This window comes from Pseudarthrobacter sp. S6, from assembly GCF_050156575.1.
Classification (GTDB): domain Bacteria; phylum Actinomycetota; class Actinomycetes; order Actinomycetales; family Micrococcaceae; genus Arthrobacter.
This window is the reverse complement of sequence record NZ_CP189581.1, coordinates 1,191,978-1,204,581: the sequence shown is the minus strand read 5'-3', so window position 1 is coordinate 1,204,581 and position 12,604 is coordinate 1,191,978. Positions and strand designations below refer to the sequence as shown.

The following is a 12,604-nucleotide window of genomic DNA, read 5'->3' as shown; positions in this document are numbered from 1 at the left end:
GTAGAGCAGGCCGCGTTCAACACCCTTGCCGCCGTCGCCTCCCTCGGCCTCGGCATTTCGGCCGTGGGTCCCGCCCCTCTACGGTGCCGACCGGCCCCTCCCCCTCGACACCGAACCCCGGCAGCTCGCATTCATCCCGGTCGCCGCGGGTTTGCTCCTCGCGGCGGTCATCGCCATCTGGCGGGCGCCGAAGGGGAAATCCAGCCGGATCTGGATCTTCGGAGTCATCGGCATCTTCGGAGTCATCGACATCATCATGATTCTGCTGGCTCTTCTGGTCGCGGCAGGACTGCTGGCGCCCTCCAGCTGACCCTGCCGGGTAAATTGTCCTGGCGTGGCGTCCGCGGCGCTATCGCTGAAGTGTCGGACCCAGGAAGGGCTCAGGCGGCGCGTCCGTGGGCCTTTGCCAGGCGGCGATGCCAAGAATGCCACCCGCTGCGAGGAATTCTGCTTCCTCCTCGGGCACGATGAGCTGCGTCCGCCCGCCGCGGCTGGCCACGATGCGCCCACCGAGGAACTTCACATCGGCCAGGATCTGGTCCCAGTGGCGGTACTGCACATCGTGGCCCTCGCCCGCGTAGACCCGTTCCACCATTGCGGTCCCGGCAAGGGCAGCTGTCCAGCGCCCCATCTGTTCCAGCGGGACCAGCTCGTCTGCACTCCCCCAATACAGGAACGCCGGGGCCTGGACCGAGGTCAGGTCCCGAAGCGGCTCGGATTCGTACAGGCCAAAGGCCTGGCTCAGCCCGTCGGGCGGAACGTCGCGCCCCTTCGCGAAGAGTCCCCGTGTGGCTTCCTCGATCACCGAGTCAACGAAACCGGGAATGGAGTGGATAGAACTGTCGGCCGGGAACCTCCACCAGGCCACCGGGTCCGCAGCAACAGCGTCCGCCTCCATCAGCGCGTCCGCGCGCTCGGGCCTCTCAGCGAAGGCGCAAGCCAGATGCAGGGACCGGACCTGCGCCGGGCGCGCCGCGATGATCGCGGCGGCGTAGGGTCCGCCACCGGAAATCGCTAGGACGGAGACTTGCCCGATGCCCAAGGTGTCCAGCAGAGACCACACGTCCGCGGCGTACTCATCCAATCCGACGGCGGGATCGAACACGCTCTGCCCCAGCCCATTGCGCTCTACAGACACCACTCGGATCCCCAATTCGCGCCGGAAGGACCGGGCGAACTCCAGGAGCCTGAAGGCCCTGACCGTTGTTCCTGCGCCGCCGAGGAAAAGCAGCGGGACAGCCCAGGCGCCGCCGTCGTCGATGTAGTTCACCGTGCGGCCGGACCCCACAACTTTGGAGCACACCACAGGGCCCATCGGATCGAAGCCGGTGTTCCGGACCTGGAACGCTTCACTGGCGTCCCTCACGGCCTTCGCGGATGTTGCTCCCTCACCCGTAGTCATAGAAACCGCGCCCGCTCTTGCGGCCCAGCATGCCTGCCTCCACCATGCGAAGGAGCAGCGGCGGCGGGGCGTAGTGCGGTTCCTTGAATTCCTCGTACAGTGCAGCGGCCACGTGCAGCGTCGTGTCCAGCCCCACCAGGTCCGTCAGTTTCAGGGGACCCATTGGAAGTGCGCAGCCGGCCACCATGCCGGTATCAACGTCCGCCGCGCTGGCGTGGCCTGCCTCCACCATGCGGATGGCGGACAGCAGGTAGGGGATTAGGAGGGCATTGACCACGAACCCTGCCCGGTCCTTGGCCACAATGACTTCCTTGCCGAGACCTGCCGCGAAAGCGCTGGCCCGCGCCAGGGTCCTGCTGCTTGTTTGCAGGCCGGTGACCAGTTCCACCAGGGACTGGACGGGTGCCGGGTTGAAAAAGTGCACTCCCAGGACGTTTTCCGGCCGCCGGGTTGCCGCGGCGATGCGGCCGATGGGCATGGAGGAGGTGTTGGAGGCCAGGATCGTCTCGGGATCCTGGATGACGGCGTCGATGCGCCGGAACGCGTCGAGTTTGAGGTCCATGATTTCCGGGACGGCCTCGATGACCAGGCGGCGGTCCGCGAACGCCTCGATGTCGGTGCCAAAGCTGATCCGGGCCAGCGCCTCGTCCCTGTCCGCGGCGTCCAGACGGCCGGAGGCCACCGCCTTGTCCATGGACGCCGTGAGGCGCTTGCGCCCGGCGGCCACGGCGGCGTCGTTGGCTTCAACAACCACAACGCCGGCACCGGCCCGGGCGCAGACCTCCGCGATGCCTGAACCCATGAGGCCGCACCCGAGCACCCCTACCCGCTCAAATTCGCCCACGCTCATTCGGGATCCCCTGCGGGGCGGTTGAGCGCGGCGTAGGCGAGCTGTTCGATGAGCATCGACGCCGAGGCCGAAGACTCCGCGGCGGCGTCGATGGCCGCTTTGGTCCAGGCCACTGCCATGGCCGGCTGACCGGCCAGGAACTCAGCCCGTGCAAGGGCGACGGTCAGCGCATCTCCCGCCGGCGCCACTTCACGGACCAGGCCCAGGCGGTGGGCCTCGGCCGCCGGGAATCGCTCGCCGAACAGGATGATCTCCCGGGCAATGGCCGGGCCGGCCGCACGGACCAGCCGGGTCAGCCCGCCAGAGCTGGGCAGGATCCCGAGCCCCACCTCAGGCAGGCCGAAGCTGGCGGTCTGGTCCGCGATCCGGATGTCACAGGCCAGGGCAAGCTCGAAGCCGGCGCCAAGGCAGTACCCCGACACCGCGGCTACGGTGGGCTGCGGCAACCGGGAGACGACCTCATACAGCGATCCGCTGCCACGGTAGTAGGCCGCTATCCTCTGCGGGGTCATCTCCGGCAGCTCGGACGTATCAGCACCGGCCGAAAAGGCCCGGTCCGATCCCGCGAAGACGATCGCCGAAGCACCCGCCACTTCCGGCGACTGCAGGGCGTCCAGCAAAGCCTGCTCCAGGGCGGTGGACAGGGCATTGAGTTTGCCGGGACGGTTGAGCTGCACCACCGCCACTTTGCCCTGGCGCCGGACTTTGACGAGGGGTTCAGGCCCGGAATCCTGGGCTGCAGGGCCGGTCACGGCTGAGTGCGGTCCTGCAGTTTGTGGCTGTGACGTCACCGCGCCACCGCGCCGGCGTAGCCCAGCAGCCCCTCGGCGCCTCGTTTGTTGATTTCGTTGCCGATGATGACCGTCTGGATTTCCGAGGTGCCTTCCCAGATGCGGTCCACGCGGAGCTCGCGCCACAGGCGTTCCACCGGGTTTTCCCGCATGTAGCCGCGGCCCCCGAAGATCTGCAGGGCGTTGTCAACGCAGCGGTTGGAAGCCTCGGAGGCGCCCAGCTTGATGACGGCGGCCTTGGCGTTGAGGAGCTTGCGGTCCATTCCCTGGTCCGCTTCCCACGCCACCTGATACGTCAGGACACGGTTGGTCATGATGTCTACGGTGTTCTTGGCGAGCATGTTCTGGATGAGCTGGAATTCCAGGATGGGCTTGCCGAACTGCACACGGGATTTCGCAAACTCGGCTGCGAGCAAGGTAGCCCGTTCAGCGGCGCCGATGGTGCGGGCGGCAATCATGAGGCGTTCCTCCACGAACCAGTCACGCGTCAGTTCGTAGCCCTGGCCGATCTCGCCCAGGATCTTGTCTGCCCCCACACGCACGTCCTCAAAAAGGAACTCGGGGTGCTCGTAGACGAAGGTGTGCGTGTAGCGCGGAGTGCGGGTGACGGAGACACCCGGTAGGTCCTTGTCCACCAGGAACATGGTGGGGGCACCCTCCACGCTGGCGAGCACCAGGATGAAGTCCGCTGCATCCCCCACGGTTACGAAGAGCTTTTCACCATTGATGATGTAGTGCTCGCCATCCTTGACCGCGGTGGTCTGGATGTTCTGCGGGTCCGAGCCGGCCTCCGGCTCGGTGATGGCCACGGCGTCGCGGCGCTCACCGCGGATCTCGGGGAGCAGGTATTCCTCGCGCTGGGCCGGGGTGCAGGCCTTCAGCGCGTTGGCCGGACGCCACAGCGTGTCCCACAGTGCTCCGGTCAGTTTTCCCACTTCTTCGGAGACGATCGCGTGCTCCAGCACGCTGAGCCCTGCGCCGCCCCACTCGGCCGGCATGTTGATGGCGGCGAGCCCGTGGTTGATGACCAGTTGCCTGACCTTGGCGTGCTGATCAGCCGTGAGCCCGTTATTCATTTCACAGTCGAGCTCGTACTGGTACATCTCGTTTGTCCAGGCGATTGCACGCTGCTTGATTTCGATCTGGCGGGAAGTCATGCGAAAGTCCACGGGTCCTCTTTCTTGAGTATGTTGGTGCTGCTTGGTTTTTGGCGGAACGGTCAGTCGAGTACGATCCGGGCATCCAGCGCGATGGCGCCGGCGGGCATGGCGGCCACAGGGTTGCATTCGATTTCAGCGATCTCCGGGTGGGCGGCGGCTACCGTCGAAAGCCGGGCGACGATGTCCGCCGCCGCGTCGATATCCACCGGCGCCCGTCCACGGGCTCCTGTCAGGAGCGCCGCGCCGCGCAACGACAACAGCATGTCCTTGGCCTGAGCGGCGGTCACCGGGCCGAGGGCGCAGCGCACGTCACCGAGGATTTCGGCGAAGACCCCGCCCAGGCCCACCAGCACCAGCGGCCCGAAGCGCGGATCGCGCCGGACCCCCACCAGCAGTTCCACCGCTCCGGCGAGGTCCGCCATCTCTTCGATGGAGCACGACGGCGGCGCGAGCCTTGCCTCGACGTCCCGCCAGGCCGCGAGCAGGGCAGCCTCGTCGGCAATGTTGAGGATGACGCCGCCGCGGTCGGATTTGTGTTCGTCCCCAAGGGCCTTGAGGACAAGCGGGTAGCGCAGTGTGGCCGCCGCGGCCAGGAGCTGGGCCTCGCCGGACACCTCGGCTGCCCCTACGAAGGGAATACCGGCGTCGGCCAGGAGCTGGCGTGAGGCGTAGTAGCCCGTATCTTCCACGGGCTTCGCCGGAAGTGGCAGGGCAGGAATTCCGGTGGCCGGTTCGGTGCGGCGGCGTGCGAGCCGTCCGAGGACCCATGCGGTCTCCTCAATGCCGCGGTAGACGGGGATGCCCCCGTCGCGGAGGGCGGAGGCCGCCGCTGACTGCCAGTTCATCGTCTGGACGAGTACCGTGCCGCCGACCGCGGCCGTCTCCGCGGCCATCCGTTGGGCGGTCTCTATTTCACGTGCCGCGAGTTCGGGCCCGTAGCTTCCGTATCCGCCGAAGTAGCCGCTCATGAGGGTGGCATCGACGTCGTCGCTGGCCATCAGGTGACCCAGGACCCGTTGAAAGCACATGATGTCCTGCTCACCGCCGCCGGCGACGTCCACCGGATTACTGACCGCCGCGGTCGGCGGCAGTTCCGCCGCGATAGCCGACTGCAGGGCGGCGCCGAACTCGACCACGTCGAGGCCCTGTTCGGCTGCGTTGTCGCTGGCTACGGATGCCTGCCCGCCGCCGTCGGCAAATACGGCGGTGCGGGCGCCGGAGGGTACCCGGCTGCGGACGAGGGCCTGGAGCAGATGCGCCATCTGGGCAGGCGAGGAGACCTGTTCGATCCCGGAGGCTCGGCAGGCAGCCTCAACGACAATCCCGGAGGACACCATGGCGCCCGTGTGGGACTTCGCGTTGCGGACCGAGGCATCCGTGGCTCCGACGGTCAGCAGGACAACCGGTTTGCCGGCCTCGGCGGCGCGCTGGGCTGCTCGGGCGAAACGGCGGCCGTCGCGGAAATCCTCGCAGTACACGGCGATGGCCGCGGTGCCCTCATGCTTCACGAAGGCGTCGATCAGGTCTGCGGCGTCGAGGTCCGCCTGATTGCCCAGCGAGGCGAAACGGGAAACGCCCAGCCCATGGTCCACCAGGAGGGTGGCCAGTTCCAGGGCCAGGTTTCCGCTCTGGGAGATGACGCCGATGTTGCCGACCGGGAACTCGTTGGAGGCGAGCATCAGCGAGCTGCTGTGATCCAGCACTCCCAGACAGTTAGGACCCAGGAGCCGGGCGCCTGCGGCACGGATTTTGGCCGTGATGCGCTCCTGCAGCAGCAGGCCATCTCCCCCGGCCTCGCCCAGGCCCGCGCTGATTCCCACGATGGCCTTGGCGCCTCCGGCCAGGGCGTCGTCCACGGCATCCTCGAATCCGGCTGCCGGAACGGCGATGACCGCCAGTTCGACGGGGCTGCCGATCGAAGTGACACTGGGGACGGCGGTTCGGCCCAGCACTGTGGACCTGGTCCGGTTCACCAAATGGACCGGGATGCCGCCTTTGAGCGCCTGGACGGCGATCCAGTTTCCGTATTTGCGGGTGTCATCGCTGGCACCGATGATGGCCACGGCGTTGGGGGCGAACAGCGCGGCAAGGTCGCAGGCCTCGGCGGCGGGGAGGACCGGCAGGTCCGTGGTTGAGGTCATGAGAGCTCCTTTGCGGGGACGGGACGGCCTGAGCCCCAGGCGTCCGCCCCGCCGTCGATGGTGATGGTGGTTCCGGTGATGTAGCGCGCAGCGTCGGTGGCCAGGAATGTAATAACGTCTGCCACGTCTTCCGGACGGCCGAGACGTCCAAGCGGGACTCCCTGTTCCCATTCGGAACGTGCCTCGGCGGAGTACTGCTCCAGGCCTTCGCTCAGGATGCTGCCCGGGGCTACGGCCACCGAGCGGATGCCAAACCGGCTCCACTCCAGCGCCAGCCCGGAGGCGAGATTCTCGACGGCGGCACGTGCGGCCGTCGCATGGACCATGCCCGGGATACCGCGCCGGGGCGAGAAAGCCATAAAGACCAGCAGGCCCGAGCGGTTGGGAATCATGGTCCGCGTGGCCACTTCGCGGGTGAGGTTCCAGACAGAATCCACCGAGAGCCGGTGCACGGCGCGCCAGCCGTTGAGCGAGATGTCCTCCGCCGGGGACTGGAACTGGCCTCCTGCGTTGTTGACCAGGACATCGATCCGGCCGAAGGCGGCGAGCGCGGCGTCCACAAGTTCGGTGGCGTGCTCCGGCTCGCGGATATCACCTGCGACGGCGATGGCCTCGCTGCCGGACCGGCGGACCAGCTCGGCGGTTTCCTTGAGGAGGACCTCCCGCCTGCCGGCGAGCACGAGTTTCGCGCCGCACCCGGCCATGGCGAGGGCCGTGGCCCGGCCGATGCCGGTGCCGCCGCCGGTGATCAGGACAACCTGTCCTGCCAGTGCTTCTGGGTGGAAGCTGGGTCCGGGTACCGGTGCCCCGTTCACGGCGTGCTCAGACGGTCGGGAAGCTGGAAGTTGGGCGTCGCGGTCAGCAGTGATTGTGTGTAGTGATGCTGGGGGTCTGCGAACACGCGTTCCACCTCTCCGAATTCGACGATCCGGCCGCGCTCAAGGACGGCCACCTGCTGCGCGATGTTGCGCACCAGGGCAATGTTGTGGGTGATAAAGACCAGGGTGAGCCCCATTTCTGCCTGCAGCCCGCGCAGCAGGTCCACCAGCGTGGACTGCACCGACACGTCCAGGGCCGAGGTTATTTCGTCGCAGATGAGGACCTCGGGTTCGGTGGCCAGGGAGCGGGCGATCGCCACGCGCTGGCGTTCCCCGCCGCTAAGCTGGTCCGGGTAGCGTCTGGCGTGGTCCGGCCGCAGCGATGCACGTTCCAGAGCCGTGGCCACGATCTCGCGGGCATTGCTGACCTTGCCGCGTACGGCGGTGACGGGCTGGAGGATCAGTTCCTCCACCGTTCGCCGCGGGTTCAGTGACTCGTAGGGGTTCTGGAAGATGTATTGGACGCGGCGTCGCTGATCCTTGGTGCGCTTGAAGCTGCTCGGTGCCAGGGTGCTGTTGTCCAGTGAGATGTCGCCGGTGTAGTTATGATGCAACCCTGCGATGCACCGGCTCAAGGTGGTCTTCCCGGATCCGGATTCTCCCAGCAGCGCCAGGCATTCCCCGGCATACGCCTGCAGGTTTATGCCTTCCAGGACAGTTTTGCTGCCGTAGCCGGCGGTCAGCCCCTCGATCTTTATCACCGGTTTCCGTCCGGCGGCCGGGGCCGACGAAATGGATGGGTTCCGGAGCTGCAGAGGCGGTAGGGGCTGCTCGGATTTGAAGCACCGCACAGTGTGCCGGGGACCAACCTCGGTGGCAGCGGGGGCAACCGTGCCGCAGCCGGCGTCCGCGAGCGGGCAGCGTGGCGCGAAGGCGCAGCCTTGCGGCCGGGCCAGCGGTGATGGGGCGTGGCCGGGAATACCGATCATGGGGCGCTTGGCCAGAAGATCCGGTACCGCCAGCAGCAGGCGCCGGGTGTATGGGTGCCGTGAATTGGACAATACCTCGGCTGTGCCGCCGATTTCCACGATACGGCCTGAGTACATCACGGCAATCCGGTCAGCAAGCTCGGCAACTACGGCCATGTCGTGGCTGATGTAGACCGCGGCGCAATCATAGGTCCTGCACATGGAGCGTACCGTGTCCAGCACATGGGCCTGGGTACTGACGTCCAGACCGGTCGTAGGTTCGTCCATCACAATCAGGGCCGGCCGCGCGGTGAATGCCATGGCGATGGCCACGCGCTGCTGCTGGCCGCCGGAAAGCTGGTGCGGGTATCGCGCCAGGAAGGCATCGTCGTCGGGCAATGCCACCTCCCGCAGCACCTGCCGGACCCGTTCCAGCACCTGGGCCGCGGGGCCTGAAAGGCATTCCTTCAGCTGGGTGCTGATGCGAAGGGCGGGGTTCAGCGCCGACGCCGGCGACTGCGGGATGTAGGCAACGGTGCGCCCACGGAGCTGACGCACCTGCCGCCAGTTCAATCCGGCCAGTTGCTGGCCGGCGACGCTCACCTTGCCACCGCCGAGCCGGGTGCCTTCCTTGCAGTAATTCAGCAGGGCCAGCCCAAGTGTGGTCTTACCGGATCCCGATTCTCCCACCACCCCCAATATCTCGCCGGGACGGACTTCAAGGGAGAGTTCCTCGACGATGGCGGCCATCGACGGGATGCCGATGATTTTCAGATCCTCCACTTCCAGGGTGGGCGCGGCGGTGCTCATACCGTGACTCCTTTATCGCTGCCAATGGATGCCTTGGCGAGGCCATCGGTCACCAGGTTGGTGCCGACTGTCAGGAGGGCGATCGCGATCACGGGTAATGCAACGGACCACGGGGAAATTGTCAGGGCAATCCGGTTTTCATTGATCATCAGGCCCCAGTCCGCGGCGGGCGGCTGCATTCCGAGTCCCAGAAAGCTCAGACCAGCAACCAGCCCGATCGAGTACGTCAGGCGCAGACCGAATTCCACCGCCAGTGTGCTGCTGATGTTGGGGACTATTTCGCCGATCATGATGCGCCAACGGGGAATTCCGACAGATTCGGCGGCCTTGACGAAGTCCCGCTCCACCACCGACAACGCGGCTCCCCGGACCACCCGGGCAACCCGGGGAAGGTGGCCGAAACCCACCATCAGTACCAGCAGCCACAGCTCCGGACCGATGATGGACAGGAACAGGAGAGCCAGCACAATTTGGGGAAATGCCAGTGCCACATCGCCGGCACGCATCAGCAATTCATCCAGCCAGCCCCGCCGGTACGCGGCCAGCACTCCCACCAGGGCGCCCAGGCCCACGCCGAGGGCGGTGGCGATGATCGCGAGGATCATCAGGGTCTGCCCGCCGGCAAGGAAGCGGGAAAGTACGTCCCGTCCAAGGTTGTCGGTGCCGAACGGCCCGCCGATACCAGCTGGTGAAAAGGGTGCCGCCACAAATTCCGTGGCGGAATGTGGTGCCAGGTAGGGGCCGAGGAATGCCACGGCCAGGACGGCCAGGGTCAGCACCAAGCCCACAACGGTGCGTTTGGACTGAAGTGCCCGCCGGAGGAGCCCCTGCTTCCGGGGGGTGCAGCCTGCCCGGGCGGAGTTTCCAGCCGGCCGGGTGCTCATGCCGATGCTCATGATGCCGTCCTTACTTTAGGGTTGGCGGCGAGGGTGACCACGTCTGCAAGAAGGTTCACCGCTACGTAGAAGATGGCGATGACGATCACCAGTGCCTGCACCACGGGCAGGTCCCTGTTGGTGACGGCGTCAATGAGCTGGAAGCCGACTCCCGGGAACCGGAAGAGGAACTCCACAATCACCACGCCGCCGATCAGCCAGGCGAGCTGCAGGGCGATCACCTGGGCTACCGGGCCGATGGCGTTCGGCAAGGCGTGGCGCAGGACCACGGTGCGCTCCGGCAGACCCTTGAGCCGGGCCTGCTGCACGTACTGGCTCTCCAGCACCTCGAGCATGGTGGCCCGCATGATGCGGATGATGTACGGGGACACGGCCAGCACCAGGGTCAGCACGGGCAGCACCAGCTGGGCCGGGTTGCTCCATACCTGTTCTCCGGGAACCAGGACAAACACAGCCGGGAAGAGGTGGAACACCCCGGTGGCCAGAAGCAGGACCAGCAGCACACCCACCACGAATTCCGGCAGCGAGGCCAGCACCAGGGTGATGATGCCGGTGACGTGGTCCACGGCGGAGTCTTTCCGCAGCGCGGTCCACGTGCCGATGCCGATGGCGAGCGGGATCGCTATGACGGCCGCGCACAGCATCAATATGCTCGAGTTCAGGAGCATGGGTCCCACGGCCGACACCACCGGAGTCCCCCCGGCCAGGGAGGTTCCGAGATTGAAACTAAGGAGCTGGCCGAGCCAACCGAAGTACTGTTCCGGCAGCGAACCCCCAAGGTTGAGCTGCTCGCGGAGGGCGGCCAGCCGCTCCGGAGTTGCTTCGCGACCCAGGATGGCCTGGGCAGCGTCACCCGGCAGCGCCTGCGTTGCGAGGAAGACCACCAGCGACACAACCCAGAGGGTAAAGAGCCCGAACAGGGTGCGCCTGAACAGCAGCCGGCGCATGCCCCCTCCCTGTGCGGCCGTCACTTATTGAGCCAGGCGTTGCGGAACCCGAATGACGTCAGCGGGATGCCGCTCTTGTCCGGGGTCAGGCCCTGGACCGCGGCACTGTAGGCGTCCACGCTGTTCGGGAAACCCCAAATGATGTTGCCGCCGCGCTCAAATTCGATCTGCTGTGCTTTTTTGACGAGTCCGCAGCGCGTCTCGGAGTCGGTGGTGGCTTGTGCCCGGGTGACGAGCTCTGTCCATTCCTGGTCCGCCCAGTGGGTTTCGTTGTACGGCGACTTGGCGAATCCCGAGTTCGATGCCTGCGAGAGGTAGTCGCGGGTGAACCAGAAGTCCTGGGCGAAGGTCCACTGCAGGTACTGGTCGCCGTAGAACTCTCCCGGATCAACCTTCTTGACATTGACGGTGACGCCGGCGGCCTTGGCTTGCTGAGCGAAGACCTGTGCAGCCTCCACGAGTCCCGCGGCCACTGGCGACGTGACCAGGTCAACGGTGAGGCTGCTCTTACCGGCCTCCGCCAAAAGCTGCTTGGCCTTCTCGATGTCCTGGGTCCGCTGCGGGGTGTCCGACGGATAGCACGGGTCCAGCGGTGAGTACATGTCGTTGCCAACGGTGCCGTGGCCACCAAGGACCTGATCCACCATCTGCTGGCGGTCAACGATCAGGCGGAAGGCCTGACGGACCTTGGGATCGTTGAACGGTTCCTGGTCCACGCGCATGGTGAACGGCAGCCAGGACCCGGTGGCCGATTCCAGGACCTTCATGGCCGGATTGGCCTTGACGACGTTGACCTGGCCGAGGGGAAGCTGGTCGATCGCGTCGACCTGGCCGCCCAGGAGAGCGTTGACGCGGGCGGTGTCGTCCGGGAAGTCGATGATGGTGACCTTGTCCACGAGCGGCTGCCCGGCCTGCCAGTAATGCGGGTTTTTCACAAATACGCTCTGCTGGCCCGCCGTGAAAGTTTCCATCATGAACGGCCCCGCGCCGATCGGTTTCTTGGGATCGTAATCGGCCGGCACAATACCGAGCGAGTATTGGGCGGCTGTGTCCGGGAAGGTCGAGTTGGGAGCGTTGAAGCTAAAGACGACGGTCTGGGAATCGGCGGCCTTCAAAGCATCTCGGTTGAGCGTGGACAGTGCCGAAGCTCCGCTCTGCGGGGAAGCAGGATCCGTGATGCGGCGAAATGTAAAGATGACGTCTTCTGCCGTCAGCGGCCTGCCGTCGCTGAACTTCAGCCCGTCCCGAAGGTGGACGGTCCAGGTGGTCGCATCCGCGGACGGCGTGATGGAGTCGGCGAGCGCCATCTGGATCTTGTGCTCGTTGTCGTAGCTGGCGAGCGTGTCATAGAGCTGGATGACACGCGCCTGGTCCGGATGGGTCACCGGGGCGTGGGCATCCAGGCTATCTTTGGCCGATCCACCCACGATGCCCACGCGCAGATTACCGCCGGGTTTGGGGTCAGACACGGAGTTTGCCCCGGCCTGGACCGCTGACGCTCCGGAAGAACATGCGGACAGAGCCATGAGCGAGCCCAGGGCCAAAGCGGTGATGAGGCGGGAACTCTTGTGACGTCGATGGGCGGTCATGGTGTGCCTCCTGCGGCGATGAAGGAAGAATCGGGGACCTTGACGCGTTGACTGACGCGTCGGTCATTGACCCAAGCTTCGTGTCTCGGATCACAGTCTGTCAATACTCAATCCACGTAAGGCCCTAAAAATGCCTAGATTGCGGGAAATCTGACCCGGTCACAATCCGGCGCAAGTTGCTGGCGGACTGACCTGAGAACCTAAATTCGAGCTATAAAGTTGACTGGTGCGT

The 12,604-nt window shown here is 66.0% G+C and carries 11 protein-coding genes; 1 reads left to right on the top strand and 10 read right to left on the bottom strand.

Going from position 1 to position 12,604, the window contains the following annotated elements; genetic code table 11:
* Positions 1-25 precede the first annotated feature (25 nt).
* On the top strand, positions 26-310 hold the full coding sequence (locus tag ACQCS0_RS05900) for a hypothetical protein (RefSeq protein ID WP_354154028.1): 285 nt from the start codon (positions 26-28) through the stop codon (positions 308-310).
* A 39-nt stretch (positions 311-349) separates the two neighbouring features.
* Here the strand turns inward: ACQCS0_RS05900 and ACQCS0_RS05895 are convergent, their stop codons facing one another.
* From ACQCS0_RS05895 to ACQCS0_RS05850, 10 genes are all read right to left on the bottom strand, one after another.
* Positions 350-1,366 (bottom strand): alpha/beta fold hydrolase, encoded by a 1,017-nt coding sequence (locus ACQCS0_RS05895; protein WP_426940104.1) that lies wholly within the window; start codon positions 1,364-1,366, stop codon positions 350-352.
* Positions 1,367-1,388: 22 nt separating this feature from the next.
* Positions 1,389-2,252, bottom strand: a complete 864-nt coding sequence (locus ACQCS0_RS05890; protein ID WP_354154030.1) for a 3-hydroxybutyryl-CoA dehydrogenase — start codon at positions 2,250-2,252, stop codon at positions 1,389-1,391.
* Complete coding sequence (locus ACQCS0_RS05885; protein WP_354154031.1) at positions 2,249-3,004, bottom strand: enoyl-CoA hydratase/isomerase family protein; 756 nt, start codon at positions 3,002-3,004, stop codon at positions 2,249-2,251. The genes ACQCS0_RS05890 and ACQCS0_RS05885 overlap by 4 nt, the downstream gene beginning before the upstream one ends.
* A 35-nt stretch (positions 3,005-3,039) precedes the next feature.
* Complete coding sequence (locus ACQCS0_RS05880; protein WP_219729685.1) at positions 3,040-4,200, bottom strand: acyl-CoA dehydrogenase family protein; 1,161 nt, start codon at positions 4,198-4,200, stop codon at positions 3,040-3,042.
* Positions 4,201-4,262: 62 nt separating this feature from the next.
* Positions 4,263-6,344, bottom strand: a complete 2,082-nt coding sequence (locus ACQCS0_RS05875) for an acetate--CoA ligase family protein (RefSeq protein ID WP_426940103.1) — start codon at positions 6,342-6,344, stop codon at positions 4,263-4,265.
* Entirely contained in the window at positions 6,341-7,159 is an 819-nt protein-coding gene (locus ACQCS0_RS05870) for an SDR family NAD(P)-dependent oxidoreductase (RefSeq protein ID WP_282330981.1), read from the bottom strand. Before ACQCS0_RS05870 ends, ACQCS0_RS05875 begins: the two co-directional genes overlap by 4 nt.
* Entirely contained in the window at positions 7,156-8,940 is a 1,785-nt protein-coding gene (locus ACQCS0_RS05865; protein ID WP_426940102.1) for an ABC transporter ATP-binding protein, read from the bottom strand. The genes ACQCS0_RS05870 and ACQCS0_RS05865 overlap by 4 nt, the downstream gene beginning before the upstream one ends.
* On the bottom strand, positions 8,937-9,836 hold the full coding sequence (locus ACQCS0_RS05860) for an ABC transporter permease (protein ID WP_426940101.1): 900 nt from the start codon (positions 9,834-9,836) through the stop codon (positions 8,937-8,939). Before ACQCS0_RS05860 ends, ACQCS0_RS05865 begins: the two co-directional genes overlap by 4 nt.
* Positions 9,833-10,783, bottom strand: a complete 951-nt coding sequence (locus ACQCS0_RS05855) for an ABC transporter permease (protein ID WP_282331015.1) — start codon at positions 10,781-10,783, stop codon at positions 9,833-9,835. Before ACQCS0_RS05855 ends, ACQCS0_RS05860 begins: the two co-directional genes overlap by 4 nt.
* A 20-nt stretch (positions 10,784-10,803) precedes the next feature.
* Positions 10,804-12,372 (bottom strand): ABC transporter substrate-binding protein, encoded by a 1,569-nt coding sequence (locus ACQCS0_RS05850; RefSeq protein WP_426940100.1) that lies wholly within the window; start codon positions 12,370-12,372, stop codon positions 10,804-10,806.
* Between the last annotated feature and the right edge of the window lie 232 nt (positions 12,373-12,604).